The following is a 26,233-nucleotide window of genomic DNA, read 5'->3' as shown; positions in this document are numbered from 1 at the left end:
CCAAAATCAGCCACGAAGAGACGATTTTGGGCTGAAAATTGGAAAATTGAGCCACAGGACGTCGATAAAGGACGGTTTGGGGCGTCATATCGGGAGCTGCGGACCACTTAATCGCAACTTCCTTAACGTTCTTCAACCCGCAGAAGCCAAATACCCCTTCGATGATTTGCGTCTGAATCGCCGTCGAGTAGCCGTGTTTGTCGAACCCGGTAAGATCGCTACCGCCAGTGGCAATCAGGCGGACGGGAACATCCCGTAAGTTGCCCACAATCCGGCCGTCGTCGGCCACCTTATACGCCCAGTTCAGGGTTAACACGCGATCGAACCAGCCTTTCAGCAGCGCGGGAACCGACCACCAGTACACCGGGAAGACGAATACCAGCATATCCGCGCGCTCGACGCGCTGCTGCTCGCGCAGAATATCGTCGGGGAGGGCGCTCGGATCGCCGTGATACAAATCGAGATCGGCGCGGGTCATCGACGGATTAAACCCTTCAGCATGCAGATCGGCGATCTCAACCTGCGTACCTTCCTCGCGTAATTTCCCGGCAATACGGGCTGCCAGCGTATGGGATAACGAATTGTCGATCGGGTGTGCCGTCACGATCAGCGCGTTTTTAATGGCATGTGTTGCAGACATAGCGACCTCCAGATGGGGGAGAAGTGATGCCTATATTACTATTGGTAACTTAGGTGTCAATCCGCCCCCGGCGATCATTTTGTGCTATTCGCGTAGGTCTCCAGCACCCCGGTCATGGCGCCGCAGAGCATATCTTCTGCCACATTCCGGGCGAGCACGCCGTTGCCCGCCGCGGTGCTGAGCGCCTCCGCCGCGCCAATGATGGCCGTCAGTACCGCTTCTCCCTGAACGCCTTTTAAGACGATAAAAGGAGAAAGCGCGGTGCGCAGGCAGTCGGCACATTCGGCCACGCACGCTTCCCGAAACGTCTGCAGCGCGCGAGAACCGGACAGCGCCGCGGCGATTGGCCCGGTTTCAGGTCCGGCGGCAATCGCACAGTCGATATAGGCCGCGCTGAAAAAGCGGATCGTCTTCTCCAGCGTTTTGCTGTCCACCGCCAGCGTCTCGCGGAATTTTGCCAGCTGCCGATCGCTATAGTCCTGGTACAGCGCCATCAATAGCCCTTCACGATCGCCAAAGTGGTCGTAGGGGATAGGCTTGGTCACGTTAGCCCGTTCTGCCAGATAGCCAAGGGTCAACGCCTCCGTGCCTTGCTGACGCACGATCCCTCGCGCAACCTCCAGCAGCTGCACGCGGCGGTCCTCTTTTCTTAAGCGCTTAACAACCATGCTTGCCTCAGGTCAGTTATCTACTGATGGTAGTTTACACGTTTTCCGTGGCATGCTGCACGCGTTGTTCAACCGGGCGGATCCGGAACCAGATCGCATACATCGCGGGCAGGAAGACGAGGGTAATGATCGTCCCGCCCAGCGTTCCGCCGATCAGCGTCCAGGCCAGCGTGCCCCAGAACACCGAATGCGTCAGGGGAATGAACGCCAGCACGGCCGCCATGGCGGTGAGTAAGACCGGCCGCGCTCGCTGGACCGTCGCCTCGACCACCGCCTGGAACGGATCGAGGCCGTCCTTCTGGTTATGATCGATTTGACCGATCAGGATCAGCGTATTGCGCATCAGAATGCCGGAGAGGGCGATCAGGCCGACCAGCGCGTTGATGCCAAACGGCTGATTAAATATCAGCAGGGTCGGCACGACGCCAATCAGCCCCAGCGGCGCGGTTAAGAACACCATGACCATCGCGGAGAGTGAGCGCACCTGCAAAATGATGATCAGCAGCGTCAGGGCAATCATGATCGGGAACAGCGGTAACATGGCCTGCGTGGCTTTGCCCGACTCCTCAATCGACCCCGCCATGTCAATGCGGTAGCCGGCCGGCAGCGAATCAACGATCGGCTGGAGCTGCTTCATGATGGCGACCGACACGTCCGGCGGCTGAAGATTGTCGGCGATATCGCCCCGTACGGTAATTGTGGGGGTGCGATCGCGGCGGCGCAGGACCGGGTCTTCCATGCCGACCTCTATCTTGCCAATTTGAGACAGCGGCACGCGCTGTCCCGCATTGCCGACCAGGGTAAAGCCTTCGATTTTTGCCGGGTCAAGGCGGATATCTCCCGCCGCGCGGGCAACGACGTCTACCGATCGAATATCTTCCCGCACGGAGGTGACAGGCACGCCTGATAACAGGAACTGAAGCTGCCCGGCAACGGCGCTGGAGGTTAAGCCGGTCGCCTGCAGGCGGTTTTGATCGAGAGTGAAATGGAGCACCGGAACGCGCGAGCCCCAGTCGGTGTTAACGGTTCGCATCATCGGGCTTGCCTGAAGCACGGCTTTCACCCGTTCGGCGATGTCCTGCACCTGTTTGACATCCGGCCCCGACACGCGCCAGGCAACCGGGAAAGGCGAGTAGGGGCCAAACACCAGCTGCGTCACCCGCACGCGGGCTTCGGGCGCAAGGCCGCTGGCGACGGCCTCCCTGAGCCTGAACTTGAGCGCCTCGCGTGACGTCTCGCTGTCCGTCAGGATCACGATTTTCGCAAAAGAGGGATCGGGCAGCTCGGGGGCCATTGCCAGATAGAAACGGGGCGAGCCCTGACCAATATAGGCCGTGACGATTTTGGCTTCCGGCTGCTTGCCCAGCCACGCTTCTATTTTTGCGGTAGCGGCGCTGGTTTGCGCAACCGAGGTGCCATAGGGCATCTGCACTTCAACCAGCACTTCCGGGCGATCGGAGGTCGGGAAGAACTGTTTTTTTACCAGCCCCATGCCGAGCACGGCCAGAATGAAAATGGCGACCACGGACCCGGCCACGCGCCACTTTCTGGCGATAACGCGGCCAAGCAGCTGGCGAAAGCGGTTATAGCGAGGCGTGTTATAGATGGCGGCATGGCCCCCTTCCACTTTGGGGATCGCCGGCAAGATCTTCACCCCCAGATACGGCGTGAACACCACCGCCACAAACCATGAGGCAATCAGGGCGAGGCCGACAATCCAGAACATATTGCTGGTGTATTCCCCGGCGGTCGACTGGGCAAACCCATTCGGCATAAAGCCAATCGCCGTCACCAGGGTACCGGCCAGCATCGGCGCGGCCGTGTGGCTCCAGGCGTAGGCCGAGGCTTTGATTCTGTCGTAACCTTCCTCCATCTTCACCACCATCATTTCGATGGCGATAATGGCATCGTCAACCAGCAGGCCGAGGGCGAGGATCAGGGAGCCCAGCGTGACGCGGTCAAAGTTTATTCCCGCGGCCTCCATCACCACGAAGACGACCGCCAGGGTCAGCGGTACCGCCGCCGCAACCACCACCCCCACGCGCCAGCCCATGCTGACAAAACAGACCACCATGACCACAAGCAGGGCGACGAAGAATTTGATCATAAACTCATCGACCGAGGATCGGATATTCACGGACTGGTCGGTGACTTTGGTCAGGTTCATGCCAAGCGGCAGGCTATCGTTGATTTTCGCCGTCTCCGCATCCAGCGCTTTACCCAGCGCCAGGCCGTTCCAGCCCTCACGCATGACAACGCCCAGCAGCAGGGCGGGTTCATGCTGATTGCGTATCAGCATCGTCGGGGGATCTTCATAGCCTCGTTCAACCGTTGCCACGTCCGACAGCGTGAGCGTTTTGCCCTGAGCGACTAAAGGCGTATCGCGGATTTTCTGCAGTTCATCGAACGCGCCGTCCAGGCGGATAAAAATCTGCGCGCCCCGGGTCTCAATGGCGCCCGCCGCGGCCAGGGCATTCTGGCCGTTGAGAGCATTGAAAATATCCTGCGGTGAGAGGCCCATCGTCGCCAGACGGTCATGGGAGAAGGCGATATAAATCCGCTCGGCCTGTTCACCGATGATGTTCACTTTTTTGACCCCTGGAACGTGCAGAAGCTGCTGGCGCAGGCCTTCGGCATCGCGTACCAGCTGCCGCTGCGGTTCGCCTTTTGCTTTCAGAGCAAAGAGGGCAAAGGTGACATCCGAGAATTCGTCATTGATCATCGGACCGATGACGCCCGCCGGGAGACGCTGGGATTCATCCCCAAGCTTTTTACGCGCCTGATAGAACTCCTCCTGCACTTCGGCTGGCGGGGTCTTGTCCTGCAACGACAGGGTGATATACGCCATGCCGGGACGGGTATAGGTTTCGGTACGGTCATACCATTTGAGTTCCTGCAGGCGCTTTTCCAGCGGCTCCGCGACCTGATCCTGGATCTCCTGCGCGGTCGCACCCGGCCAGACGGCAATCGCCGTCATCTGCTTCACGGTGAAGGGCGGATCTTCCGCGCGTCCCAGTCCAAAAAAGGCGTAAATACCGGCAATCGTCACCAGAACGATCAGAAACAGCGTGACGGAACGCTCGCGGACGGCCAGCGCTGACAGGTTGAAGCGACTTCCGCTCATGGCGCGTTCTCCGCCGGAGCGGCATGGCGCTGTTCTGCCAGCCTGACAACTTCACCTTCGTGCAGAAGATGGGCCCCTAACGCAACGATCTTCTCCCCGGGCTTCACGCCGCCCGTGACCTGGACCGCATCTTCGCCCACGCTCAGCACCGTAACCGGTGTCCATGTGACCTTTGCCGGCTGGGCGGAAATGCGCCAGACGCCGGGCCCTTTACCCGCATCGTAGAGTGAGGCCAGCGGGACCTGCATGGCCTGACCTTCCGCTTTCGGGTCTTCAAGGCTGAGCGTGACGGTCGCCCCCAGCGGCGCGTTCGCCAGCTGGCCTGCCAGCACGTAGCGTGCTTCATACGTCCGGGTTGCGGCATCCGCGGAATCAGACAGCAGGCGCAACGTGGCGGTGACCGGGTGCTGTTCACGGCCATAAAGCGTGGCCCGTGCTTCGCTGCCGACGGCAGGGCGCAGCGTCTCCGGAAGCTGCACGAGCGCTTCGCGCTGTCCCGCTCTGGCAAGGCGGATCGCCACCTGTCCGGCGCTGACCACCTGACCGGGTTCGGCAAGCGTCTCCATCACTACGCCGTCTGAATCCGCCAGCAGGACGGCATAGCCCGTGGCGTTTTGCGCCACGTTGGCCTGCGCCCGGGCGGCGCTGAGATCCGCCCTGGCCGTATCGGCCGCTGCTTTAATCTGATCGTACTCCGCGGCCGACACCGCGCCGGACGCCACCAGACCGCGATAACGCGCCTCATCGCTGGTGGCTTTTCTCGCCCGCGCCTGGGCAGCATCCACCGCGCGCTGCTGCGCCTGAGCCTGTAATTTCAGGTCAACCGGATCCAGACGCAGCAAGGGCTGGCCCTGTTTGACGGACTGCCCGGTATCCACCAGGCGTTCGAGGATTTTACCCTGAACCCTGAAGCCCAGGTCGCTTTGCGTTCTTGCCACCACCACGCCCGTGAAGGTGCGAGCGGCTGGATTCGCCCTCTCGACGGAGGCGGATCTGACAAGCGGTGGCCTGGTGCGCGGATCGTCACTCGCGGAAATATCGCCGCATGCCGCGAGGGCAAACGGCAGAAGACATATGGCAAGGCGGGCTGAAGTGAGCCTGAGCATGGGAAACCCTTTTGAAGTAACAGGACAGTTTCCGCATTCTGTGATTAGTGACCAATAAAGTCAATGGTCACTAATCAGGGGGCCAGGCTTCTTAGAATCAGTGAGGAGAGAAGTACCGCCGCCGTTGGGGCAGTTTCAAGGTTGTACTGCAGCTGAACGGGGTTAATGTAAGGGCACATCACCATGTAAACGGCACAGGTGACCTCGTCCAGCGGCGTCTTCCTTTCGAACTCTCCGGCCTGTCTGCCTTCGATAATGATGCTCTCAATCAGCTTCAGGAGGCTTTCGGTATACCTTTCCGTCGAAGGCCACTTCTCCCGTGACGCGACGGCGGCGATGTCGTAGAGCTTGCGATCGTGGAAAAACAGCTCGCTGCCGGCCTCGGTGAGCGACTTAAAAAGACGGCGGAGTTTTTCGCTGGCTGACGGCGCATCCTCAATGGCGGAAAGCACGGCCGCCATGATCAGCTCCAGGCGGTTAGCGCAGATCACTTCGCCGATAGCCTGCTTGGAATCGAAGAACTTATAAATGTAGGATTTTGAAAAACCGATAGATTTCGCCAGCTCGGCGACGGTGGTTTTTTCATAGCCGTAATGACCGAAGTGCTCAAAGGCCGCTTCGACAATTTGCTCTCTGACAGAATGGTCAAGTGGACCACGTATTGATGGGGCGTTCATAGTTTTAGTCATTATGTAAGCTTAACGTGACGGGCCAGGGTTGGCAACGAGTGACCGTTTTGTACTTTGGTTACTGTTATGCTGTCTTACGTCGTGAAGACGGGACAATCGGCCAGGTGGAGTAAGTGTATCACTGTTTTTTACGTTAATGTTTTTTAAGCCAGTCGAGAAAAAACTGGCTAAACGCCGTAACCTGAAGCGGCTGCAGCTTGCGCTGCGGGTAAACAAGCTGCAGCCCGACATCTTTGCGATCGTAGCGGCTAAAGCCGGTGAAGCTGTCGGCAAACAGCACCGTGAGTCTTCCGGCGTCAACGTCGTCTTTGACGTCCCACCACGATTTCCCGGCGATGCCCGCTCCGCCCAGGGCCCACTGACGAAGCAATGCCCCGTCGTCGCACACCATGGCGGGCTCGACGCGAACAACGCTTTCCTCTCCCTCATGTTCAAAGCGCCATTCGTTCATCACCACGCCCTGAGACTCCAGCGCCAGGCACCGGTGCCGGGCTAGATCGGCAAACGTGGCGGGGATACCGTGGTCGTTAAGATACGCCCCGGAGGCAACCAGCACCCGACGGTTCGGGCGGATGTTTCTGACGACAAGGCTGCTGTCCGGCAAATTGCCGAAGCGCACGCTCATATCCAGCCGGTTAGCGACCAGATCCTCAACGTGTTCTTTTAGCGAGATGTAAAATTTGACGGCAGGATGGTGACGCGAAAATTCAATGACGGCAGGGCTGAGATACTGTCTGCCAAAGTCCGAGGGCGCGGAAAGGCGAATATTGCCGCTGAGCACGCCCTCTTTTTGCGTCAGCAGCGACTCGGCGTGATGCACCTCTTCCAGCACGCGCAGCGCGGCGTGATAAAACTCTTCGCCTGCGCGGGTCAGGGTGAGGGATCGCGTTGAGCGATGAAACAGGCGCGTCTGGTAACGCTCCTCAATTGCCTTCAGCCTGGCGGTCATCGTGGCAGGAGAAAGCGACAGGCGTCGTCCGGCGGCGGAAAGACTTCCGGCCTCGGCGACTTCCACCAGTAAGGCCATGTCTTCGAGTTTACCCATTATTCATCTTTTCCGAAAAGTGCATCTGTTTTTAGCGTAATTATCAAAATCAGATGCCGACTGTAAAGTGATTTCATCCAAACCATAAGGGATGAAAACATGAAACCTGCTTCACTCTTTGAACGCTACAGGCTGGGTTCGCTGGACCTGAAAAATCGTATCGTCATGGCGCCGATGACCCGCGCGCGCTCCCTTCAGCCGGGCAACATTCCCTCTGCGCTAATGGCGGAGTATTACCGGCAGCGGGCCAGCGCGGGGTTAATCATCACCGAAGCCACGCAAATCTCGCCTCAGGGTCAGGGATACTCCTGGACGCCCGGCATCCATTCGCCGGAGCAGGTTTCAGGATGGCAGCTCACGACGGGGGCCGTACATCAGGCGGGCGGGATCATTTTTTCTCAGCTCTGGCACGTTGGGCGAATGTCGCACGCCAGTTTTCACCATGACGGTCAGCCCGTCGCCCCGTCAGCGCTGGCCCCGGACGCGCAGGTGTGGGTGGTGAATGAGCGTGGAGAAGGCCAGATGGTTGACTGCCCGCAGCCGAGAACGCTATCACGCAAGGACATTCAGAACATCGTCGCGGACTATCGCCAGGCCGCTTTGAATGCCGTTCAGGCCGGGTTTGATGGCGTGGAGGTCCACGGCGGAAACGGCTATCTGATCGACCAGTTCCTGCGCCAAACCTCCAACAAACGCACGGACGAGTACGGCGGTACGGTGGCTAACCGGATCCGCTTCGCCCAGGACGTGTTAAGCGCGATTGCCGGGGCGATTGGTCACGAACGTACGGGCATCCGTCTTTCGCCGTTTATTACCCAGCGCGGGATGAACGACCCGCAGGTCTCTGAAGCCATACTCGCGCTTGCGGCCTGGTGCGAACAAAAAGGGATTGCGTTTATCCACCTGGCGGAAGCCGACTGGGACGACGCGCCGCAGATTCCTGAGCATTTCCGTCAATCGCTTCGCGAGACCTTCAGCGGCACCCTGATCGTCGCGGGCAACTATGACCTTGCTAAAGCCAAAGAAATTCTGGCGGCGGGCTATGCCGATTTGATTGCCTTCGGACGACCGTTTATTGCCAACCCGGACTTACCTCACCGGCTGGCGCACCGCTTGCCGCTGGCCCAGGTGCGCGACCCCGCCACGCTGTTTGGCGGCACCGCCACGGGCTATACCGATTACTCAACGTACACCCAGCAGGAGGAAATATTATGACCCGTAAAACCTTAATTATCGGCGGCGCTTCCGGCATCGGTTTCGCCGTGGGCACCCTGCTTGCCGGGCGCGGCGAGGAGATTATGCTTGCGGGACGCGATAGCGCGAAACTGGACGCGGCACGGCAACGACTGGGCGCTCATGCCGCGTCTGTTAGCACCCTCGTGCTCGATATCAGCCGTGAGGAAGAGCTTGTTGCGCTCAGTGAAACGCTGGGCGAGGTCAATAATATTGTCGTCACGGCGGGTTCACAGGCGCCGGGCGGGCTGCTTTCCGGACTGGATCTCCGTGCGGCAAGACAGGCCTTTGATACAAAATTCTGGGGAAGCCTGAATGTCGCCCGCTATCTCAGCGGGAACATCGCTCCCCGCGGTACTCTGACCTTCACCAGCGGGTTTGTGGCACGCCGCACCGTGGCGGGCGCCATCGTAAAAACAACGATGAATGCCGCCATTGAGGCCGCGACAAAGGTACTGGCGAAAGAGCTTTCCCCGCTGCGCGTCAACGTCGTGAGTCCGGGGCTGACCGACACGGAAGCGTATGCGGGGATGGACGCCGCCGCGCGGGAAAAAATGCTCGCAGGCGCGGCGGAAACCCTGCCAGCCAAAGCCTGGGGAAGGGCGCAGGACATCGCACAAGGGTATCTTTTCGCCATGGACAACCCCTTTGTCACCGGGTCGGTCATTGATATTGAGGGCGGGGCGTTAATTAACTGACCCCTCATTAATGTGATCCGCAGGGCATCGTCTGCGGGTAACGTAACACTCTGTAGAGAGACATCATGAAATATACGACGTGCTTTCGTCCCGCTATCGCGGCGCTTATTTTTGCTGGTCTGTCGGGCAATGCTATTTCCGCGCAGGGGGAAAGGGTACAGCCGAAACAGCTGATTGTGGACAAGAGCCTGCCCCAGGTGCAATTAAAGACGAATGAAGCCGTTGCCAGAGAATATGCCACGTTCTGGAACACCGGTAATGAAACTCAGGCGCGTGATGCCCTGGCGGCAAACTTTGTTGATAAAACACCGCCGGAAGGCCGTAAGCAGGGGCCGGAAGGCGCTATTTTAGCCTCGCGGGCGTTTCGCACGGCCGTGCCCGATTTGCGCTGCGACGTTGAGCAGATGATTATTTCAGGCGACCGCGTGGTCTCACATTTACATTTTTACGGCACATTCACCGGGACATTTGGCATGCTGAAAGGAAAGGGGCAGAAAATAGATTTTATCGCCACGGATATCTATGAAATCCGTGACGGTAAAATTGCAGCGAACTGGCATATTGAGGACAACATGACGCTGATGAAACAGCTGGGCGCACTCTAAACGCATCACTCCGGGGCGCCCCGGAGTGATGTAGAAATCTTATAAGCCCAGATCGCTCAGCGACGGGTGATCGTCCGGGCGTCTGCCCAGCGGCCAGTGGAACAGTCGCTCGGATTCTTTTATCGGCATATCGTTTACGCAGGCAAAACGACGCTTCATCAAGCCGTCTGGGTCGAATTCCCAGTTCTCGTTGCCGTACGAACGGAACCAGTTGCCTGAATCATCATGCCATTCATAGGCATAGCGGACCGCGATGCGGTTATCCGTAAAGGCCCACAGCTCTTTAATCAGACGATAATCCAGCTCTTTTTTCCATTTCCTTTCGAGAAACGCCCGGGCCTCTTCACGGTTGGTGGCGAACTCTGCACGGTTGCGCCATTGGGTATCCAGCGTATAGGCCAGCGCGACTTTCGCCGGGTCGCGACTGTTCCAGCCATCTTCTGCCAGCCTGACTTTTTCGATGGCGCTTTCACGGGTGAAGGGCGGTAAAGGAGGACGTGTGTTCATGGCGGTTACCTCAGTGTGATTTTGTGTAGACAGGTCTGTCTACTTGGGGTAATCTATGCCTGAAAAATAACGCTGTCAACACCCTTTTTGAGGCTGTCGAAAAAATGAAAACCGAACACGCAGGCAACGAAACAAAAATTAGCGTCCGGGATAAAATATTACTCACGGCGCACGATCTGTTTTATTCCACGGGCTTCAGGGCGACGGGGGTGGATACGCTGATTAAAGAGGCGAAAGTGACGAAGGTGACGTTTTATCGCCATTTTCCGAGTAAGAGCTTGCTTATTCTCGCCTATTTACACTATCGACATGAAATATGGATTAACTGGTTTGAGGCCACGCTTCGTCGACATCTCGTTGAAGGCCAGACGCCTGCGGACGCTCTATCGGCTACCCTTTATGAATGGTTTATTTCGCCTGATTTCCACGGCTGTGCGTTTATTAATGCCAGCGCCGAAGCCAAATCCGAAGATATTGAAAGCGAAATAAAAGCGATATGCCGCGATCATAAAATCGAAACAAAGAAGATTATTGCGTTGCTGACAAAAATTGCGGATGAGCGCGCCGTCAATGAAATCATGCTGCTCATTGACGGCGCCATTATTCATGCGCAGATGGGCATGGAGACGGATGAGGTCATCGCGTCGTTGAAGAGGGCGCTGGCAGACTTAATCGGGGGCTAGCGAGGATCCCCTTAGTCCTCCAGACGAAGGCTGACAGGTGCATTCAGCATTTGCGAATAACAGTCGGCTGGCGTGCGCCGAGGATGAACAATCCTCGGCCTCAGCATGTGCCGCTATACCATGCTGTAAACCCCCGCTCCCCAGTACCCCTTACCCGGACGAGTCTGTTCTTTCCAGCCTGATGCGATCAGTTCTTTTGCAATGAACCGGTTGAAGACCCCGTGCCCCATGAGCAAGACGGGGCCGTCAGAGTCCTTCGCTACATTCACCAGGATTTCTGCCGCCTTAACGGCACGTTCTTTTGCGGCGCTTACGCGCTCTGACTCGCCAGACAGGCCGCAGAGCCAAAGAACGCGAAACAGCGCTGCCCAGTAAAAAGGCGATAGCCGGAACCCCGGAATACGGAACACCGGCAGCTCTGCTTCCCGAAAAACCTCATCAATTAAGCCCGGTTCACACCCCAGCGTTTTCAACGATGAAAGGGCTCGCGGGAGAGGGCTGCTGAGAAACGTCAGTGCGCGGTACGCGAGGATTTGAGCCATCTCCGAAGGTCTGTCGCGGCCCGTTGAAGAGCGGTTATAGCTGTCGATCCATCCCACCATTTCCCTGTACGACACCTTTCCGGCGCCCCTGTATTCGGGTTCGCCGTGGCGCATCAAAATAATTTCCATATGTCTTCATCGCTCACCATCCATTCACCAGAGGCAGACTAGCGCGTTCTCACACTGATGTTCACCCACCCGTTTTGGAGTGTCAGGGCGGTGATCGCACTTATCAGACTTGTCGGTCTGTTAATTAATAAGTAGACTAGCCAGTCTTTTAAATGATCAAAGAGATAATTCAGTGTCAAAAATCACGTCATCTATCACAACACTCTGTCTTTCAAGAATTTTATTGACCTTTTTCTTCTGGATGGCAGGCTTTTATGGGTTGTTCAACTTTGGAGAGATTGTGCTGGAAATGGTGGATGTGGGTCTCCCCTGGCCCGTCTTATTCGCGACAGGCACCATTCTCTGTCAGCTTGTAGGCTCTGCTCTGGTGATTTCGAATTTTGCCGGCTACGGATGGATTGGATCGGCAATGCTGATTGTGTTTACATTACTCACCATTCCGGTGGGGCATCCATTCTGGAAATTTAGCGAGCCCCAGCGCACCCAGGAGTTTCATATCGCGCTTGAACACATAACCGTTATCGGGGGGCTCATGATGAGCATGCTTTTGTCAGGTCGTAAACGATGAGAGAAAAGGTTCGGCAGAAAGGCCGCCCAAAAGATCCGTCAAAGGAGCAGGCGATACTGCAGGCCGCAAGAAGCCTGTTTCTCGAGAAAGGCCTCGATGTCACGACGGAAGAAATTGCCCGCGTTGCCGGGGTGGCAAAAGCCACGCTTTATGCCAATTTCGCGGATAAAGACCTGCTTGTTGAGGCCGTACTCCGTAAGGAATCGGATCTGACCATCAGTGACAGTGATTTTTCCGAGCGGCATCATCTGTCGTTGACCGAGGTCTTAACCGCGTTTGGCAACCGTTTTGTCCGCTTCATCAACCAGCGCGAGCTGACGGGCTGGGACCGCTTAATTGCCTCCGCCGCTATTCGTCATCCGGAGTTACCCGCGCGTTTTTATGCGGCAGGTCCCGGCAGGGCGCAGCAGATGCTGGAGACAATTATCGGTGAAGCCGTTGAAAAGGGCTTACTGATCGCGTGCTCCCCGCGCGAAGCGGCTGACGACCTGGCCGGGTTGTGGCTCGGGATGACAAGCCTTGAGATAAAGCTTGGCGCCAGAAAAAGCTTATCTGATGAAGAAATTGCTCGTCGGGTTACGCATGCGATCGCTGTTTTTATGTGCGCGTATTCAGTGGAAAAGCGCTGAGCATAACCATTTAGAGTAAAGGTAACGGAAATGAGAACACAGAAACGATGCCTCGGCTGCGTGGCTATTGTGGTTGATGACTACGATCGCGCCATTGAGTACTACACAGACAAGCTGGGGTTTACCCTCGTAGAGGATACGCCGCAACCGGGTAAACGCTGGGTGGTCGTCTCGCCCAATCCGGAAAGCGACTGCAACATTTTGCTGGCTCGTGCGTCTAATGAGAGGCAGGAAGGTTTTATCGGTAATCAATGCGGCGGCAGAGTTTTCCTGTTCCTTCAGACGGATGATTTTTGGCGCGATTACCATGCCATGAAGGCAAAAGGCGTTCATTTCTGCGAAGAACCGCGTGAGGAAGAGTACGGTACGGTGGTGGTGTTTGAAGATATGTACGGCAACCGCTGGGACCTCTATCAACATGCCCAACGCGGGTGATTACGCGGGATACCTTCCATGACGCTTCGAATTCGACAGGCCACCGGGGCCGATTCAACGCTATTAAGCGAGTTGGGATATCGTATCTATCCCGCGCATTTTCAGCATTTGTGGGTATCAGATGCAGAGATGAAGGATTTTTTGGACGCCGAGTATACCCCTTCCGTCATTGAGCAGAGCCTGTCCGAGAGCCATGTTTCCTGGTTTGTGGCAGAAACCGATCGGCCAGTGGGATTTATGAAAGTGACCTGGGACGCCATGCTTCCGGAAACGGACAAGAGGGGCGTTCTCCTCAACAAGCTCTACCTCGATCCTGCCGAGACCGGCAAGCACTATGGTCAGGACATGTTCAATAAAATTATCGACATGGCCCGAAGCAGGGGAAAGGACTCTCTCTGGCTGGAAGTGCTTGAGCAGAACGCAGGAGCGTACCGGTTCTACCAGAAGCAGGGCATGCTCTGCATTAAGAACGTCCTTTTTGAAACAGCCTCACAGCAGAGCATACTCAGAATTATGGGGATGTCTCTTTAGGGCCAGGGCTCTCGTCCCGCTGTGCCAGCGACAGCGCGCTGGCGCTGGCGGGATCGAACAGCGAGATGCTCTCAATCTGATTGAGTAAAATCACCTTGCGGAATGACATGGCGCTGCGGGGTTCCGAGTCGAGCGTAATGTCATGCTCCGCATACCACCGGCTGTAATTATTCTCGATGCGCAGGTTCATCGTCTTCGCATCCCGGTACCCGCTCAACATTGGGATCAGCACGATATTGGCCGTTTTTTCATATTCCAGCGTCGCGGTGTGGATCATACCCACGTAAATCCGCCTCGAGCGGAGCGTGACCTGCGCCAGCTCGCCTTGCTCCATACACTGATAGAGCAGTTGTTCAATCCCGCTCGCCTGCGCAAGCCGTTTGTAGAGCTTTTTCCGACTCTCGCCGTCCAGCCTGGCGCTGCCTGCCCAGTTAGAGCGGTAGAGGCAAAACAGAATGGCAAACGCCAGCATCACCACCACCGGTGCCTGAATGCCTAAAAAACTCCAGTTCATAAAGTCGATTTGCCAGTCGGTGTATTTTGGTGAGGCAAAGTGGAAGGCGTTGTTGGCGGCGGAAAGGGTGAGCAGCAGCAGCCAGAGCAGCCCCGTAGCAATCACCCCCTGCAGAACAAAAATACAGCCGTAAAGCGCAACGAGAAAATAGACGTCCCAGCCAAAGGAACGCTTGATTTTAAAGCGGGTCGACAGGTCGCGGCTGGTGTACCAGTACCCGCAGACCATCAGCACCATAAATATCGCCGTTCCCATATCAGGCCCTCTTCAGCGCGTTAACGTGACGCAGAAAGTCCTGCCGCACCTCGTTGCTCTTGTAGTTCACCGAGGCGTTCCCGTCCTGGTCGATAATGATGCGGTCGCCATCTTCCACGGCTTCAATAATTTCCTGCTGACTCATCACCTGCAGTAAGGATTCCGGGCTTGAGAAGAGGGAGAGAAAGAAACGTTTCATGTCAGGCATCCTTATGAATAAAAAGGATAAGCCTGGAAGATGACCGCTGAATTTGCCTTAAGGATAACCTGAAAGTGAAAGCCGGGTGGCGGCTACGCCTTACCCGGTCGACAAAACCGTCAAATGATTGAGTTATCAAGTTGTTGATATTTATGGGTAATAAAAAATAAATTTGCACAAATTTGGACAAATAACGTTAATTGTGTAAGTTTTAAGTATGCGATTACGCCACGTTGTTTACAGCCAGGATGTGACCCATGAGCACTTTGCCCTCTGTCGTGAGTCGGTTTGTCGAGTACTACGCCGCACTGGATAGCCAGCCGCCGTCCGCGCTGGTCGGGCTTTACCATTCAAATGCCACGCTTGTCGATCCGTTCGGCGAGCACGACGGTATCTTTGCGCTTCAGCGCTATTTCACCCATCTGCTGGCCAACGTCGAGAACTGCCGTTTTTCTATCGACCCGCCGCTCTGCAGCGGGAACCGGTTTGTTGTCACCTGGGTGATGCACTGGTCGCATCCGCGCATTGCCGGAGGCGAACCGCTCGATCTGCCGGGGTGCTCGGTGGTGGAGACGGAAAACGATCTCATCACCCACCAGCGCGACTACTACGATGCGGGAGAGATGATCTACGAACATCTTCCTCTGCTGGGCTGGGCGGTACGCGGCGTGAAGCGGAGGGTCAAATCATGAAGACGGTACTGATTACCGGTGCAAGTTCGGGCATTGGCGCCGGGCTGGCGAAATCCTTCTCCGCTGACGGCTATCATGTGATTGCCTGCGGGCGCGATCCGGCGCGTCTGGAAGCGCTGCATCAGACCTGCCCCAATCTCACCGTTCGCCTGTTCGATATGACGGACCGGGAGGCCTGCCGACAGGCGCTGACCGGCAGCTACGCCGATTTGATTATTCTCTGCGCCGGTACCTGCGAATACCTCGACGGTGGCGTGGTGGATGCGGCGCTGGTGGAGCGGGTCATGAACACCAATTTCCTCGGGCCGGTGAACTGCCTTGAGGCGCTGCAGCCGCAGCTGGTTCGAGGCAACCGCGTGGTGCTGGTGAGCTCGATGGCCCACTGGCTGCCTTTCCCTCGCGCAGAGGCCTACGGTGCGTCCAAAGCGGCGCTGAGCTGGTTTGCCGAAAGCCTGCGTCTGGACTGGGAGCCAAAAGGGATTACCGTCACGGTTGTCTCTCCGGGCTTCGTCGATACGCCCTTGACGCGAAAAAACGATTTTGCCATGCCGGGTCGGGTGACCGTCGATGAGGCGGTGAAGGCGATCCGTATCGGGCTGGCGGCCGGGAAAATGCACATCGCGTTTCCTGCCGGATTTGGCTTCATTTTGCGGCTGCTCTCAGGGCTGCCTGCTTTTCTTCAGCGCACGCTGCTGCGCAGGATGGTGCGTTCATGAACATTGCAATTATCGGCAGCGGCATTGCCGGGCTGACGTGCGCCTGGCGACTGGCCGGGCACCATCAGGTGACCCTGTTTGAAGGGGGATCCACACCGGGCGGCCATACCGCAACGGTTGACGTGACGACGCCACAGGGCACATACGCGATCGATACCGGGTTTATCGTCTACAACGACCGCACCTATCCGCGCTTTATGGGCCTGCTCAGCGAGCTGGGTATCAGCGGGCAAAAAACCCAGATGAGCTTTTCAGTACACAACCCCGAGACGGGGCTGGAGTACAACGGCCACACCCTGACGTCGCTGTTTGCCCAGCGCCGAAATCTCGTCAATCCGACATTCTGGCGGCTGCTCGGTGAAATCGTCCGCTTCAATCGTCTGGCAAAACAGGCGCTGGACGGGGAAGTGGACCCGAACGCCACGCTGCAGACGTTTCTGGACCAGCACGGCTTTACGCCCTTTTTTGCGCGCCACTATATTCTGCCGATGGGGGCCGCCATCTGGTCATCCTCGCTGCAGGAGATGAAGCGTTTCCCGCTGCCGCTTTTTTTACGTTTCTTCCAAAACCACGGTCTGCTGGATATCACCCATCGCCCGCAGTGGTACGTGGTGCCGGGCGGCTCGCGAGAGTATATCCGCGCGATGCTGGACAAACTGGGCGATCGGCTGACGCTGCATCTCAATTCACCGGTGCAGCGGGTGAGCCGCCACGAGGACGGGGTCACGCTCCAGCTTGAAAACGGCAGCCATACCTTCGACCAGGTGATATTTGCCTGCCACTCCGGCAGTGCTCTGGCGATGCTTGACGACCCGACCTCCGCAGAGCGCGAGGTGCTGGGCGATATCGGCTGGCAGCGCAACGAGGTGGTGTTGCACAGCGACCCGCGCTGGCTGCCGGTGCGGCCGCGCGCCTGGGCGAGCTGGAATTACCGGCTGAGCGCGCAGGAGCAGGCCAGCGCCTGTGTGACCTACAACATGAACATTCTGCAGGGGCTGCCTGCGGGCAGTCCGCTGTTCTGCGTCACCCTGAACCCGGACGCACCGGTGGATGAACGCTTCGTTCTGCAACGCTTCGTTTATGAACATCCGCTGTTTAACCCGCAAAGCTGGCGGGCGCAGGCGCGGCGCGGCGAGATCAACGGTCACCAGCGGAGCTGGTACTGTGGGGCTTACTGGTACAACGGTTTTCATGAAGACGGCGTGCGCAGCGCGCTGGACGTGGTCAACGCGATAGCGGCCGGAGAGGGGAACTGAGATGAACAGCTGCCTCTATCACGGCGTATTGCGCCACCGCCGCCTTCAGCCGAAAACCCATGAATTTCGCTACAGCGTCTTTATGGCCTGGCTGGATCTTGATGAGCTGCCGCTGCTGGCGTCTGTCGGCGTGCGCCGCAATCGCTTTGCCGCCGCCGCGTTCCACGACGCGGACTATCCGCTCGGCACGCCGCTCAAAGAGAATGTGCTCAGCAGGCTGGAGAGCCTGACCGGGGAACGGCCGGACGGGCGGGTCATGCTTCTGACGCAGTTGCGGTATTTCGGGTTTCATTTTAACCCGGTCAACTTTTACTACTGCTATGACGGGAAGGGGACTCTGCGCTGGGTACTGGCCGAGGTTCGCAACACGCCGTGGAACGAGCGTCATTATTACGCGGTCGACGGGCAACATGCCCAGCCCACGGAAAAGGCGTTTCACGTTTCCCCCTTCAACCCGATGGACATGATCTACCACTGGCGCTTCAACGATCCGGATAACACGCTGCATATGCACATTGAAAATCATCAGGAAGCGAAGGTGTTCGACGCCACGCTCGCTCTGCGCCGGGAGCCGCTGACCCGTCCGGCACTGCGCGCGCTGCTGCTGCGCATCCCGCTTATGACCCTGAAAACCGTTTTCGCCATTTACTGGCAGGCGCTGAGGCTGTGGCTCAAGCGCGTGCCGCTGTATAACCATCCCGTCAGCAGGAGTGAACGCTCATGACCGATCCCGTCTTTGCGTTAGAACCCGATATCCCGCGCAACGTCCGCCTCGCGCGATGGCTGCTGTTTCGTCTGTTAAGCGGCATCCGCGGTGGTTCGCTCACCCTGCGTGAAGGGGCGCAGACCTTCCATTTTGGCGAGACATCCTCCACGCTACACGCCGACGTGCAGATCCTCACGCCCGCCGTCTACTGGCGCGTCTTAACGGGCGGGAGCCTTGCCGCCGCTGAAGCCTGGATGGACGGCGAATGGGAAACCGCGCAGCTCACGCCGCTTCTGCAAATCCTGGCCCTCAACGGCGAGGTGCTTGGCCGTCTTGAGAAAGGGTTCCGGCTGCTTGGCCGACCGCTGGAGCGTTTGCGCCACTGGACGCGGCGTAACTCCCGCGCGCAGGCGCGTGAAAATATTGCCGCCCACTACGACCTGGGCAACACCTTCTATGCCCATTTTCTGGACAGGGAACTGCTTTACTCCAGCGCGCTCTTTACCGCAGACGAGCAGGATCTCACGACGGCTCAGCAGGCCAAAATGGCGCGCCTGTGCGACCAGCTGGCGCTTAGCGAGGCCGACCACCTGCTGGAAATCGGCACCGGCTGGGGGGCGATGGCGGAATACGCGGCCCGTCATTATGGCTGTCGGGTGACTACCACCACGCTGTCGCAGGAGCAATACGTCTGGGCAACCGAGCGGATCGCCCGCGCCGGGTTGCAGGATCGTGTTGAGGTGCTGCTCTGCGACTATCGCGACCTCACCGGGCAGTACGACAAGCTGGTCTCAATAGAGATGATTGAAGCCGTCGGGCAGCGCTATCTGCCTACATTCTTCCGGACCTGTCAGGCGCGGCTGCGCCCGGGTGGACGAATGGCGATTCAGGCCATCACCATTCAGGACCAGCGCTATCGCGACTACAGCAAAAGCGTCGATTTTATTCAGCGCTACATTTTCCCCGGCGGCTTCCTGCCGAGCATCACCGCCATGAACGAGCTGATGACGCGCCACACCGATTTCGTGGTGCGCAATCTCTTCGACATGGGGCCGGACTACGCCCGCACGCTGGCGCACTGGCGGCAGCGCTTTGTCCACGCCTGGCAGGAGATTGAAAAGCTCGGCTTTGATGAGCGGTTCCGCCGCATGTGGCTTTATTACTTTGGCTACTGTGAAGCCGGGTTTAACGCCCGCACCATTAGCGTGGTGCAGCTGACCGCAGAGCGCGTATGAGACGATATCTTCAGGTCTTCCTGCTGGCCGTCGCGTTCGATCTCTACTGGGCGCTGGTGGTGCTCTTTCGCGAACAGGGCCTGATTATCTGGCTCGGGCTGGCGATCCTGGCGTGCCTGCTCTTGCCGTCTGTATACCGTTTTTACGCCATTGGGCTGGCCGCGGCGGGCAGTTTGCTGGATACGCTCTGGGCGCTGACGGGGCTGATCGCCTTCACGGGTGATGCCCTGATGCCGCTATGGATGGTGGCATTATGGCTGATGTTCGCCACCGTCTGGACGCAGCTTACGCGCACCACCACGTTGCCCGGCTGGCTGCTCACCCTGCTGGCCGCCGTGGGAGGGCCGGTGGCGTACCTGATTGGCGAGCGGCTGGGTGCCATCACGTTTCTGGAGCCGACCTTTATCGTCGTCAGCTGGATGGCGCCGGGCTGGCTGGTGTTGATGCTGTTTTTCCACCTGCTGATGGGGAGACAAAAATGAGAGCTGCGGTTTTGTTGCTTTGTCTGACGCTGGTTGTTCCTGTTGCCCAGGCCACCGACTGGCTGGGGTGGCGGAAGGTGGGGGACGCCACGCTCACCTGGGGGCCATTCACCGTCTATACCTCCCAGCTGCGTACGCCGGACGGGCGTTACGGTCGGGAGAACCAGGATCAGGCGCTGATTATTACCTATGCGCGCGATATCGATCGCGATGAGCTTGTCGAGGCGACCCGCGACCAGTGGCAGGCGCAGGGGATCCTGCAACGGGAACCCCGAAGCGAAGCCTGGTTACAGATGCTCCGCTCTCTGTGGCCGGATGTCCGGCCGGGCGCACAGCTGGCGTTTGTGCTCGACGACGGGCAGGGGCAGTTCTGGTATCGCGCGTCAGCGGCGCAAAAAGCCTTTATTCCACTCGGACCGAGTCAGTCAGAAGCGTTCAGCACCCGCTTCCTGGCCATCTGGCTCGACCCTCGTACGCAATACCCTGAGCTGCGTCAGCAGTTAATCGGAGGCCAAAAATGAAACGTATCCTGATGATGGCGCTGGCATTGACGATGCTGCTGGCGGGCTGTAGCACGGAGGTGACCGAGTATCGCCAGCAGCAGCCGCGGCTGGATATCTTCCATTACTTCCAGGGCAAAACCGAAGCGTGGGGGATGGTACAGGATCGCAGCGGCAAGCAGATCCGCCGCTTTCACGTTGAGATTGCCGGGGACGTTATCGGCGATACGCTGACGCTGAACGAGCACTTCGTTTACGACGACGGTGAGAAGCAGCAGCGGGTCTGGCATATCCGCCGCGTGGGGAGCGATCGCTACGAAGGCACGGCGGGGGACATTGAAGGGGTAGCAACGGGGCAGGCCGCCGGCAACGCGTTCAACTGGCATTACAGCATGAACGTGAAGGCCAACGGCAGCACCTGGCTACTGAACTTTGACGACTGGATGTACCTGCAGGATGAGAACCATCTGTTTAATAAAACCGAGATGAAGAAACTGGGCGTCACCGTCGCCACGGTAACGCTGTTCTTTACCCGTAAGACCTCAGCTTAGTCGCGGACGCTGCCGGTTTTGCTGCTGGAGTAGATGAAGTACAGGGCAATCCCCAGGCATACCACCGCGCTCAGACGGCTCGGTGAAAACGAAATGGCGGGATTGCCCAGCCAGCCAAAGTTATCAATCAGCATACTCATGGCGAGCTGGCCGAATATCACCGCCACCGTGGCGACGGCGGTGCCGATCCGCTGTACGGCGAGCACCATTATCACGATATAGGGCACGCCAAACATCGCCCCGAGGAGCTGCCATTTCGGCACGTCCAGCAGCGTGACCGCCTGCTTAGGCTCAAAGAAGAAAATGAGCAGGGCGGTCACCAGCGCGCCGACGGAAAACGTTAGAAACGCGCTCTTGAAAACGCCCACGCTGCTGCCGAGCTGCCCATTAATTGCGGCCTGTATGCTCAGCGTCGCGCCGCCGCAGATGGCCAGAATTATCATCATCAGTGTCATGTGTTTACCCCTTTGCGACCAGTACCAGTGCGGCAATAATAAAAACCAGCGCCACGATGCGTCTTGCGTTTATCTTCCTGTGCGGCGTACCCAGCAGGCCAAAGTGGTCAATGATCAGGCTTTTAAAAACCTGACCTGCCAGAATGCCAATCATCGTCAGCGCGATGCCGATAGTCGGCGTGGCAAGCGTCAGTATGACGACGTAGATCGGACCCAGCACCCCGCCTAGGAGCTGCCAGCCGGGCTGTGCGAAAAACGACGGGCTGTTGCGCGGGCTGAAAAACAGCATCAGCAGAAACGTCAGCGCGGCGCCGACGCCAAAAATGCTGAACGTCGCCCATAAATCCCCGACTTTTCCCCCCAGGGGGCCCAGCAGTCCCGCCTCGACGGAGAGGCCCATCCCACCAGCAATCACCAGTAAAATCAAAACCAACTGCATTCTTCTTCCTCCGTTTTCAGGCGAAGAAGATTACGTGGGTTGTGCAATGAGAAAAATGCCATAATGCTGCAAACACCTTTGCAGGATATGCATTAATGGTTGACGCCAGCAACATCAACATCCGCGCGCTGCTGATCTTTATCGACGTGTATGAAGCGCAGAACTTCTCCGTCGTGGCGCGGCGGCAGGGGATATCGGCCTCGCAGATATCGCGCGTGATCCACCAGCTCGAGGATGCGCTCGGGCAGCAGCTTTTCTATCGCAATACGCGGGCCGTCATTCCCACGGAAAGCGGTCATCTGTTTATTCGCTACGCCCGGTCGATGGCGGAGAATCTTGAAGAGGCGCGCCGGGAGCTGGACGCGCGTGCGGTGGAGCCGTCCGGTGCGATCCGCATTAACGGACCGGTGTTTTTCGGCCAGAAGCACATAGCCCCAGGACTTCCCGGCCTGTCGGCACGCTATCCTCGCCTGAGCGTAGAGCTGACGCTGACCGATGATTTCATTGACCCCCACCGTGATGCGGCAGATCTTATCTTCCGCATTGGCGTGCTGACGGACTCGTCGTTTCGCGCGCGGGTGTTTGGGCAGCAGGTGTACCATCTGGCCGCGTCGCCAGACTACGTGCGTAAACACGGTGCGCCAGAAGTGCCGGACGATCTGAACCACCATCATTGCCTGGTGTATCGCGGATCGTCAGGGCCTAACCGCTGGCTGTTGCGCAGGGCGGGCGAGGCGTGGACACACTATCCCGTGACGCCATTGATGACCTCGAATAATGCGGAAGCGTTGCTGGCTGCGGCGCTTGGCGGGATGGGGATTGTGCTGTTTCCGGACTGGCTGGTGAGCGAGCCGCTCCAGCGCGGTGAGCTGATTCCGCTCCTGCCCGCGCTGGAGTGCGCCATCACTACGGAACAACAGGCTATCGCGGCGATCTACCCTGATGCCCGACATCCGCCCCTGAACGTCAGGGCGGTGATTGATTATTACGTCGAGCGCTTTGGTACGCCGCTGTACTGGCAGCGTAAGGGGATTACGCGCCAAGCTCCTGGCGGATAATTTCTGCGCCAGCGCTGAGTGCTTTAAGCTTGCCGTTGGCAACCTGACGGGAGAGGGGCGCCATGCCGCAGTTGGTTGACGGGTACAGCTTGTCGGCGTCGACAAACTGCAGCGCTTTTCGCAGCGTATCGGCCACTTCCTCCGGCGTTTCAACCGTGTTGGTTGCCACGTCGATCGCCCCAACCATCACTTTTTTACCGCGGATCAGCTCCAGCAGATCCATCGGCACGCGGGAGTTGTGGCACTCCAGGGAGATGATGTCGATGTTAGAGGTCTGCAGCTTAGGGAAGGCCTCTTCGTACTGGCGCCACTCCGAGCCGAGCGTCTTTTTCCAGTCGGTATTGGCCTTGATGCCGTAGCCGTAGCAGATGTGGACCGCGGTTTCGCACTTCAGCCCTTCAATGGCGCGCTCCAACGCGGCGATGCCCCAGTCGTTGACCTCATCAAAAAAGACGTTAAACGCCGGTTCATCGAACTGGATAATATCCACGCCTGCGGCCTCTAGCTCTCGCGCTTCCTGGTTGAGGATTTTGGCGAATTCCCAGGCCAGCTTTTCGCGGCTTTTATAGTGCGCGTCATAGAGGGTGTCGATCATGGTCATCGGCCCCGGCAGGGCCCATTTGATCGGCTTGTCCGTGAGCTGGCGCAGGTACTTTGCATCGTCGACGAAGACCGGTTTCTGGCGCGCAACCGCAGAAACCACGGTCGGCACGCTCGCGTCATAGCGGTTACGAATGCGCACCGTCTGGCGGTTCTCAAAATCGACGCCGCTCAGGTGTTCAATAAAGGTGGTGACGAAGTGCTGGCGGGTCTGTTCCCCGTCGCTGACGATATCGATTCCCGCGCGGATCTGCTCATCCAGAGACAGGCGCAGCGCATCCTGCTTGCCTGCCAGCAGTTCCTGATCCTGTAACTTCCACGGTGACCAAAGCGTCTCAGGTTGCGCAAGCCAGGTCGGCTTTGGCAGGCTGCCAGCCGTTGAAGTCGGGAGCAATGTTTTCATAATAAAAGACCTTTTTTAATGTATTAAAGCGTGTAGTTATCAGACCACTGCTCAAGAATGTGTTTGTAAGGCTTAATAAAGTACTCTTCGGTAAACCGACCCTGTTCAATCGCCAGACGGCTTCGCTCTTCCCGGTCATACACAATTTTGGTTAAGGAGTGATCCTGCTGGTTCAGATCCGGTCGGTAGCACAGCCCCGCCGCCGAGTTGGCGTTATAAATTTCCGGGCGATAGATCTTCTGGAACGTCTCCATCGTGCTGATGGTGGCGATCAGTTCGAGGTCGGTGTAATCACTCAGCAAATCCCCGGTAAAGAAGAACGCGAACGGCGCCACGCTGTGTTCCGGCATAAAGTAACGCACGCTCAGGCCCATCTTCGCGAAGTACTGCTCCGTAAGCGATTCGCCATCCGGCTGGTACTCAACGCCCAGCACGGGGTGCTGGTTACCGGTGCGGCGATAGGTATCTTTGCTGGAGACGCTCAGGCAAATCACCGGTCCTTTTGTGAAGTTCTCTTTGTATTCAGGTGAATTCACAAAATGGCGGAAGATATTGCCGTGCAGTTCGCCAAATTTTTCCGGAATGCTGAAGTGCTGCTGGTTCTTGTTGTGCTCCAGCAACAGCACGCTGAAATCATAATCCCGCACGTAAGACGAGAAGTTATTCCCGACGATGCCAGGGATACGCTGGTTGTTTTTCTTGTCGACAATGGTGGTTTGCAGTATCTCAATGGCCGGGAACGGCTTTTCCGCGCCAATATTCAAATCGACAGAGATGATTTCAAGTTCAACCGCATAGCGATCGGCGTTTGGGTTATCCCAGCGCGCTAAGGCATTAAAGCGGTTGTTGATCATCACCAGCGTATTGCGCAGGTTTTCCTGACGCTTTTCTCCGCGCGCCAGGTTGGCGAAGTTGGTGGTCGTACGCGTATTTTCTGACGGGTTGTAATTCTCATCGAAGCAACTGCGCTTAAGGGTATATGTGAAAGCTTTGCTCATTGTGGTTATGCATCCTAAGTTCATGTTGCTAAGAAGTTACCAATGCATAATTTATGCCTGAGCCCGTGGCGCAGGGGAAGTGACTTAATTTCAATGCAACATGAGGCATTTTCATGTTTAGATACGAAAAGAAGAGTAGCGCGGGTGGCGACTGTTTAAAAAGTTTTACGCATTGCTGTAAAGGCTAATACGGAAAATATGGTGTATTACACCGTAATTATGCGTCTGAAAGAAAGCAATCTATTAACCCCGCAGTTACGATTAATTGATGTTGCTTATTTAATTTTATAGAAATATTTTTGGTGTGAATTTTATATGTATTGTCAGCAATGTTGAGTTATTTGTGGTTTTATTTATTTTGCGATCTTAAACATGATTTCTTGCTATCTCATAATTATTTAAGCGTGTAGCATTTACCCGACGAGTAAAATTCTGAGGATACTATTGTGTACTATCCAAACTCCATAAGTTGGCCAGTGATTCGCGAAGGGGGACTTCGACGCCTCAGGCTTGGAGAAATAAATTTAGCGAGCTCGCTCTTTGGGTATAGTATTTACTATCATAAAGTATGGATTCACCTTGAAAGTTATCTGCCTTTTAATCTTCAAAACCCCGGCCAGGCAATGAGTCCTGATGGAGAAATGTGGTTCAGGTCTGAAAAATATGAACATGACTTTTCTATGCCTGTTAGCCACCCAGTGACTGATGCCCAACATCTTTTTATGCATGAAATGATGCATGTCTGGCAGCATCAACGTGGTATGTGGGTGCGTATGCGTGGTGCTTTCTCCTGGGCTGCTGATTATACGTACAGTCTTGATAAGACTAACTTACTGGAGTACGGACTAGAGCAACAAGCTTCGATTGTCAGTGATTACTGGTTATTAAAAAGCTATGGTTTTTGGGGTAACAGTCATCTCTTTGATTATAGAAACTATGATCCTGCTGAACCAGTAACGATATTGATTAAAAAGTATGAACGTATTTTAGAGGGGTTTCCCGGTTGATATATATATCACTGTTGCTGTCTGCCATTTTTCTGACGGGGTGTCCGGGTAAAGGAAAAGAAGGCGCTGCGTCTGGGGAAAGACAATCTATCTACGTTTAGGTAGTGCATCCAATTAGTAGAACATGTATTTTTCGATAAAAGCTCCGATGACTTTTTCGTGGACCTCAACTGAGCGTGAGAAGCAGATTGTTTTACGAGCCAACCGCTTAAGGAAGTTGCGATTAAGTGGTCCGCAGCTCCCGATATGACGCCCCAAACCGTCCTTTATCGACGTCCTGTGGCTCAATTTTCCAATTTTCAGCCCAAAATCGTCTCTTCGTGGCTGATTTTGGC

General features: G+C 56.9%; 33 protein-coding genes. 18 read left to right on the top strand and 15 right to left on the bottom strand.

Going from position 1 to position 26,233, the window contains the following annotated elements; all coding sequences use genetic code 11:
- The 6 genes from ACOTXT_RS19755 to ACOTXT_RS19730 all read right to left on the bottom strand — a co-directional run.
- Positions 1-640, bottom strand: a 640-nt coding sequence (locus ACOTXT_RS19755) for an NAD(P)H-dependent oxidoreductase (RefSeq protein ID WP_421625418.1), incomplete at its 3' end; no start/stop codon positions are given.
- Positions 641-714: 74 nt separating this feature from the next.
- Positions 715-1,308 carry a TetR/AcrR family transcriptional regulator gene (locus ACOTXT_RS19750; protein ID WP_008502347.1) on the bottom strand — a complete coding sequence of 198 codons (594 nt, stop codon included), beginning with the start codon at positions 1,306-1,308 and terminating at the stop codon, positions 715-717.
- A 34-nt stretch (positions 1,309-1,342) separates the two neighbouring features.
- Complete coding sequence (locus ACOTXT_RS19745; protein WP_333164906.1) at positions 1,343-4,432, bottom strand: efflux RND transporter permease subunit; 3,090 nt, start codon at positions 4,430-4,432, stop codon at positions 1,343-1,345.
- Positions 4,429-5,538, bottom strand: a complete 1,110-nt coding sequence (locus ACOTXT_RS19740; protein ID WP_248261464.1) for an efflux RND transporter periplasmic adaptor subunit — start codon at positions 5,536-5,538, stop codon at positions 4,429-4,431. The genes ACOTXT_RS19745 and ACOTXT_RS19740 overlap by 4 nt, the downstream gene beginning before the upstream one ends.
- 74 nt (positions 5,539-5,612) lie before the next feature.
- Positions 5,613-6,227, bottom strand: coding sequence for a TetR/AcrR family transcriptional regulator (locus ACOTXT_RS19735; RefSeq protein WP_031275020.1), 615 nt, complete (start codon positions 6,225-6,227; stop codon positions 5,613-5,615).
- A 133-nt stretch (positions 6,228-6,360) separates the two neighbouring features.
- Positions 6,361-7,272 carry a LysR family transcriptional regulator gene (locus ACOTXT_RS19730; RefSeq protein ID WP_039024318.1) on the bottom strand — a complete coding sequence of 304 codons (912 nt, stop codon included), beginning with the start codon at positions 7,270-7,272 and terminating at the stop codon, positions 6,361-6,363.
- Positions 7,273-7,371: 99 nt separating this feature from the next.
- On the opposite strand from ACOTXT_RS19730, the gene ACOTXT_RS19725 reads away from it, so the two are divergent.
- The 3 genes from ACOTXT_RS19725 to ACOTXT_RS19715 all read left to right on the top strand — a co-directional run bounded on the left by ACOTXT_RS19725 (position 7,372) and on the right by ACOTXT_RS19715 (position 9,808).
- Positions 7,372-8,487, top strand: coding sequence for an alkene reductase (locus ACOTXT_RS19725; protein ID WP_248275804.1), 1,116 nt, complete (start codon positions 7,372-7,374; stop codon positions 8,485-8,487).
- Positions 8,484-9,203 (top strand): SDR family oxidoreductase, encoded by a 720-nt coding sequence (locus ACOTXT_RS19720; RefSeq protein ID WP_032645915.1) that lies wholly within the window; start codon positions 8,484-8,486, stop codon positions 9,201-9,203. The genes ACOTXT_RS19725 and ACOTXT_RS19720 overlap by 4 nt, the downstream gene beginning before the upstream one ends.
- A gap of 65 nt (positions 9,204-9,268) precedes the next feature.
- Complete coding sequence (locus ACOTXT_RS19715; RefSeq protein WP_248261466.1) at positions 9,269-9,808, top strand: ester cyclase; 540 nt, start codon at positions 9,269-9,271, stop codon at positions 9,806-9,808.
- A gap of 39 nt (positions 9,809-9,847) precedes the next feature.
- Here ACOTXT_RS19715 and ACOTXT_RS19710 read toward each other — a convergent pair whose 3' ends face one another.
- Entirely contained in the window at positions 9,848-10,315 is a 468-nt protein-coding gene (locus tag ACOTXT_RS19710; RefSeq protein WP_021241363.1) for a DUF1348 family protein, read from the bottom strand.
- A 104-nt stretch (positions 10,316-10,419) separates the two neighbouring features.
- On the opposite strand from ACOTXT_RS19710, the gene ACOTXT_RS19705 reads away from it, so the two are divergent.
- Positions 10,420-10,998, top strand: a complete 579-nt coding sequence (locus tag ACOTXT_RS19705; RefSeq protein WP_023344078.1) for a TetR/AcrR family transcriptional regulator — start codon at positions 10,420-10,422, stop codon at positions 10,996-10,998.
- 113 nt (positions 10,999-11,111) lie between these two features.
- Here the strand turns inward: ACOTXT_RS19705 and ACOTXT_RS19700 are convergent, their stop codons facing one another.
- The gene (locus ACOTXT_RS19700; RefSeq protein ID WP_248261467.1) at positions 11,112-11,669 is read right to left on the bottom strand and encodes a histidine phosphatase family protein; all 558 of its coding nucleotides are present in this window, start codon (positions 11,667-11,669) and stop codon (positions 11,112-11,114) included.
- Between the two features lie 172 nt (positions 11,670-11,841).
- On the opposite strand from ACOTXT_RS19700, the gene ACOTXT_RS19695 reads away from it, so the two are divergent.
- From ACOTXT_RS19695 to ACOTXT_RS19680, 4 genes are read left to right on the top strand one after another with little or no spacing between them, the layout of a single operon-like run.
- Positions 11,842-12,237 (top strand): DoxX family protein, encoded by a 396-nt coding sequence (locus ACOTXT_RS19695; protein WP_023292497.1) that lies wholly within the window; start codon positions 11,842-11,844, stop codon positions 12,235-12,237.
- A complete protein-coding gene (locus ACOTXT_RS19690; RefSeq protein WP_021241367.1) occupies positions 12,234-12,866 on the top strand; it encodes a TetR/AcrR family transcriptional regulator in 633 nt (210 codons plus the stop codon). The genes ACOTXT_RS19695 and ACOTXT_RS19690 overlap by 4 nt, the downstream gene beginning before the upstream one ends.
- Before the next feature lie 30 nt (positions 12,867-12,896).
- Positions 12,897-13,301: a VOC family protein gene (locus ACOTXT_RS19685; RefSeq protein WP_008502334.1), complete on the top strand. Its 405-nt coding sequence runs from the start codon at positions 12,897-12,899 to the stop codon at positions 13,299-13,301.
- Between the two features lie 18 nt (positions 13,302-13,319).
- On the top strand, positions 13,320-13,832 hold the full coding sequence (locus ACOTXT_RS19680) for a GNAT family N-acetyltransferase (protein ID WP_181367459.1): 513 nt from the start codon (positions 13,320-13,322) through the stop codon (positions 13,830-13,832).
- On the opposite strand, the gene ACOTXT_RS19675 is transcribed toward ACOTXT_RS19680, so the two are convergent.
- Entirely contained in the window at positions 13,813-14,601 is a 789-nt protein-coding gene (locus ACOTXT_RS19675; RefSeq protein ID WP_008502332.1) for a hypothetical protein, read from the bottom strand. The genes ACOTXT_RS19680 and ACOTXT_RS19675 overlap by 20 nt on opposite strands.
- A gap of 1 nt (position 14,602) precedes the next feature.
- Positions 14,603-14,800, bottom strand: coding sequence for a hypothetical protein (locus ACOTXT_RS19670; RefSeq protein ID WP_008502331.1), 198 nt, complete (start codon positions 14,798-14,800; stop codon positions 14,603-14,605).
- 257 nt (positions 14,801-15,057) lie between these two features.
- Between ACOTXT_RS19670 and ACOTXT_RS19665 the strand changes: the two genes are divergently transcribed.
- From ACOTXT_RS19665 to ACOTXT_RS19630, 8 genes are read left to right on the top strand one after another with little or no spacing between them, the layout of a single operon-like run.
- Entirely contained in the window at positions 15,058-15,492 is a 435-nt protein-coding gene (locus ACOTXT_RS19665) for a nuclear transport factor 2 family protein (RefSeq protein WP_008502330.1), read from the top strand.
- Entirely contained in the window at positions 15,489-16,208 is a 720-nt protein-coding gene (locus ACOTXT_RS19660) for an SDR family NAD(P)-dependent oxidoreductase (protein WP_023292494.1), read from the top strand. Before ACOTXT_RS19665 ends, ACOTXT_RS19660 begins: the two co-directional genes overlap by 4 nt.
- Positions 16,205-17,464 (top strand): NAD(P)/FAD-dependent oxidoreductase, encoded by a 1,260-nt coding sequence (locus ACOTXT_RS19655; RefSeq protein WP_333164921.1) that lies wholly within the window; start codon positions 16,205-16,207, stop codon positions 17,462-17,464. The genes ACOTXT_RS19660 and ACOTXT_RS19655 overlap by 4 nt, the downstream gene beginning before the upstream one ends.
- A 1-nt stretch (position 17,465) precedes the next feature.
- The gene (locus ACOTXT_RS19650; protein WP_008502327.1) at positions 17,466-18,188 is read left to right on the top strand and encodes a DUF1365 domain-containing protein; all 723 of its coding nucleotides are present in this window, start codon (positions 17,466-17,468) and stop codon (positions 18,186-18,188) included.
- The gene (locus tag ACOTXT_RS19645) at positions 18,185-19,405 is read left to right on the top strand and encodes a cyclopropane-fatty-acyl-phospholipid synthase family protein (protein WP_333164924.1); all 1,221 of its coding nucleotides are present in this window, start codon (positions 18,185-18,187) and stop codon (positions 19,403-19,405) included. The genes ACOTXT_RS19650 and ACOTXT_RS19645 overlap by 4 nt, the downstream gene beginning before the upstream one ends.
- The gene (locus ACOTXT_RS19640; RefSeq protein WP_008502325.1) at positions 19,402-19,887 is read left to right on the top strand and encodes a DUF2878 domain-containing protein; all 486 of its coding nucleotides are present in this window, start codon (positions 19,402-19,404) and stop codon (positions 19,885-19,887) included. Before ACOTXT_RS19645 ends, ACOTXT_RS19640 begins: the two co-directional genes overlap by 4 nt.
- Positions 19,884-20,408, top strand: coding sequence for a chalcone isomerase family protein (locus ACOTXT_RS19635; protein ID WP_248243649.1), 525 nt, complete (start codon positions 19,884-19,886; stop codon positions 20,406-20,408). Before ACOTXT_RS19640 ends, ACOTXT_RS19635 begins: the two co-directional genes overlap by 4 nt.
- On the top strand, positions 20,405-20,938 hold the full coding sequence (locus tag ACOTXT_RS19630) for a DUF3833 domain-containing protein (RefSeq protein ID WP_032651763.1): 534 nt from the start codon (positions 20,405-20,407) through the stop codon (positions 20,936-20,938). The genes ACOTXT_RS19635 and ACOTXT_RS19630 overlap by 4 nt, the downstream gene beginning before the upstream one ends.
- Here the strand turns inward: ACOTXT_RS19630 and ACOTXT_RS19625 are convergent.
- Positions 20,935-21,393, bottom strand: a complete 459-nt coding sequence (locus ACOTXT_RS19625; RefSeq protein WP_008502322.1) for a DMT family transporter — start codon at positions 21,391-21,393, stop codon at positions 20,935-20,937. The two genes, ACOTXT_RS19630 and ACOTXT_RS19625, sit on opposite strands and share 4 nt — an antisense overlap.
- Positions 21,394-21,397: 4 nt before the next feature.
- The gene (locus ACOTXT_RS19620) at positions 21,398-21,832 is read right to left on the bottom strand and encodes a DMT family transporter (RefSeq protein ID WP_023292486.1); all 435 of its coding nucleotides are present in this window, start codon (positions 21,830-21,832) and stop codon (positions 21,398-21,400) included.
- Positions 21,833-21,927: 95 nt separating this feature from the next.
- Between ACOTXT_RS19620 and ACOTXT_RS19615 the strand changes: the two genes are divergently transcribed.
- A complete protein-coding gene (locus tag ACOTXT_RS19615; RefSeq protein ID WP_219980259.1) occupies positions 21,928-22,890 on the top strand; it encodes a LysR family transcriptional regulator in 963 nt (320 codons plus the stop codon).
- On the opposite strand, the gene ACOTXT_RS19610 is transcribed toward ACOTXT_RS19615, so the two are convergent.
- Both ACOTXT_RS19610 and ACOTXT_RS19605 read right to left on the bottom strand, forming a co-directional pair.
- Positions 22,865-23,893 (bottom strand): methionine synthase, encoded by a 1,029-nt coding sequence (locus ACOTXT_RS19610; protein WP_021241377.1) that lies wholly within the window; start codon positions 23,891-23,893, stop codon positions 22,865-22,867. The genes ACOTXT_RS19615 and ACOTXT_RS19610 overlap by 26 nt on opposite strands.
- A gap of 23 nt (positions 23,894-23,916) precedes the next feature.
- Entirely contained in the window at positions 23,917-24,891 is a 975-nt protein-coding gene (locus ACOTXT_RS19605) for a DUF1852 domain-containing protein (RefSeq protein ID WP_025911259.1), read from the bottom strand.
- 443 nt (positions 24,892-25,334) lie between these two features.
- Here ACOTXT_RS19605 and ACOTXT_RS19600 point away from each other — a divergent pair, with 443 nt between their 5' ends.
- Entirely contained in the window at positions 25,335-25,898 is a 564-nt protein-coding gene (locus ACOTXT_RS19600) for a type IV secretion protein Rhs (protein ID WP_084832081.1), read from the top strand.
- A gap of 114 nt (positions 25,899-26,012) precedes the next feature.
- On the opposite strand, the gene ACOTXT_RS19595 is transcribed toward ACOTXT_RS19600, so the two are convergent.
- On the bottom strand, positions 26,013-26,233 hold a 221-nt coding region (locus ACOTXT_RS19595), incomplete at its 5' end, for an IS1 family transposase (protein ID WP_421625417.1).

It is taken from the genome of Enterobacter cloacae complex sp. IR5422 (assembly GCF_049238165.1).
In the GTDB taxonomy this organism is placed as follows: Bacteria; Pseudomonadota; Gammaproteobacteria; order Enterobacterales; family Enterobacteriaceae; genus Enterobacter; species Enterobacter roggenkampii.
The sequence above is the reverse complement of the archived record's forward strand: the minus strand, read 5'-3'. Positions and strand labels throughout refer to the sequence as shown.

Bases quoted from the DNA above. Each gene is read 5' to 3' on its own strand.
- ACOTXT_RS19750 (WP_008502347.1), bottom strand. From the start codon at position 1,308: ATGGTTGTTAAGCGCTTAAGAAAAGAGGACCGCCGCGTGCAGCTGCTG.
- ACOTXT_RS19745 (WP_333164906.1), bottom strand. From the start codon at position 4,432: ATGAGCGGAAGTCGCTTCAACCTGTCAGCGCTGGCCGTCCGCGAGCGT.
- ACOTXT_RS19740 (WP_248261464.1), bottom strand. From the start codon at position 5,538: ATGCTCAGGCTCACTTCAGCCCGCCTTGCCATATGTCTTCTGCCGTTT.
- ACOTXT_RS19735 (WP_031275020.1), bottom strand. From the start codon at position 6,227: ATGACTAAAACTATGAACGCCCCATCAATACGTGGTCCACTTGACCAT.
- ACOTXT_RS19730 (WP_039024318.1), bottom strand. From the start codon at position 7,272: ATGGGTAAACTCGAAGACATGGCCTTACTGGTGGAAGTCGCCGAGGCC.
- ACOTXT_RS19725 (WP_248275804.1), top strand. From the start codon at position 7,372: ATGAAACCTGCTTCACTCTTTGAACGCTACAGGCTGGGTTCGCTGGAC.
- ACOTXT_RS19720 (WP_032645915.1), top strand. From the start codon at position 8,484: ATGACCCGTAAAACCTTAATTATCGGCGGCGCTTCCGGCATCGGTTTC.
- ACOTXT_RS19715 (WP_248261466.1), top strand. From the start codon at position 9,269: ATGAAATATACGACGTGCTTTCGTCCCGCTATCGCGGCGCTTATTTTT.
- ACOTXT_RS19710 (WP_021241363.1), bottom strand. From the start codon at position 10,315: ATGAACACACGTCCTCCTTTACCGCCCTTCACCCGTGAAAGCGCCATC.
- ACOTXT_RS19705 (WP_023344078.1), top strand. From the start codon at position 10,420: ATGAAAACCGAACACGCAGGCAACGAAACAAAAATTAGCGTCCGGGAT.
- ACOTXT_RS19700 (WP_248261467.1), bottom strand. From the start codon at position 11,669: ATGGAAATTATTTTGATGCGCCACGGCGAACCCGAATACAGGGGCGCC.
- ACOTXT_RS19690 (WP_021241367.1), top strand. From the start codon at position 12,234: ATGAGAGAAAAGGTTCGGCAGAAAGGCCGCCCAAAAGATCCGTCAAAG.
- ACOTXT_RS19685 (WP_008502334.1), top strand. From the start codon at position 12,897: ATGAGAACACAGAAACGATGCCTCGGCTGCGTGGCTATTGTGGTTGAT.
- ACOTXT_RS19680 (WP_181367459.1), top strand. From the start codon at position 13,320: ATGACGCTTCGAATTCGACAGGCCACCGGGGCCGATTCAACGCTATTA.
- ACOTXT_RS19675 (WP_008502332.1), bottom strand. From the start codon at position 14,601: ATGGGAACGGCGATATTTATGGTGCTGATGGTCTGCGGGTACTGGTAC.
- ACOTXT_RS19670 (WP_008502331.1), bottom strand. From the start codon at position 14,800: ATGAAACGTTTCTTTCTCTCCCTCTTCTCAAGCCCGGAATCCTTACTG.
- ACOTXT_RS19665 (WP_008502330.1), top strand. From the start codon at position 15,058: ATGAGCACTTTGCCCTCTGTCGTGAGTCGGTTTGTCGAGTACTACGCC.
- ACOTXT_RS19660 (WP_023292494.1), top strand. From the start codon at position 15,489: ATGAAGACGGTACTGATTACCGGTGCAAGTTCGGGCATTGGCGCCGGG.
- ACOTXT_RS19655 (WP_333164921.1), top strand. From the start codon at position 16,205: ATGAACATTGCAATTATCGGCAGCGGCATTGCCGGGCTGACGTGCGCC.
- ACOTXT_RS19650 (WP_008502327.1), top strand. From the start codon at position 17,466: ATGAACAGCTGCCTCTATCACGGCGTATTGCGCCACCGCCGCCTTCAG.
- ACOTXT_RS19645 (WP_333164924.1), top strand. From the start codon at position 18,185: ATGACCGATCCCGTCTTTGCGTTAGAACCCGATATCCCGCGCAACGTC.
- ACOTXT_RS19640 (WP_008502325.1), top strand. From the start codon at position 19,402: ATGAGACGATATCTTCAGGTCTTCCTGCTGGCCGTCGCGTTCGATCTC.
- ACOTXT_RS19635 (WP_248243649.1), top strand. From the start codon at position 19,884: ATGAGAGCTGCGGTTTTGTTGCTTTGTCTGACGCTGGTTGTTCCTGTT.
- ACOTXT_RS19630 (WP_032651763.1), top strand. From the start codon at position 20,405: ATGAAACGTATCCTGATGATGGCGCTGGCATTGACGATGCTGCTGGCG.
- ACOTXT_RS19625 (WP_008502322.1), bottom strand. From the start codon at position 21,393: ATGACACTGATGATGATAATTCTGGCCATCTGCGGCGGCGCGACGCTG.
- ACOTXT_RS19620 (WP_023292486.1), bottom strand. From the start codon at position 21,832: ATGCAGTTGGTTTTGATTTTACTGGTGATTGCTGGTGGGATGGGCCTC.
- ACOTXT_RS19615 (WP_219980259.1), top strand. From the start codon at position 21,928: ATGGTTGACGCCAGCAACATCAACATCCGCGCGCTGCTGATCTTTATC.
- ACOTXT_RS19610 (WP_021241377.1), bottom strand. From the start codon at position 23,893: ATGAAAACATTGCTCCCGACTTCAACGGCTGGCAGCCTGCCAAAGCCG.
- ACOTXT_RS19605 (WP_025911259.1), bottom strand. From the start codon at position 24,891: ATGAGCAAAGCTTTCACATATACCCTTAAGCGCAGTTGCTTCGATGAG.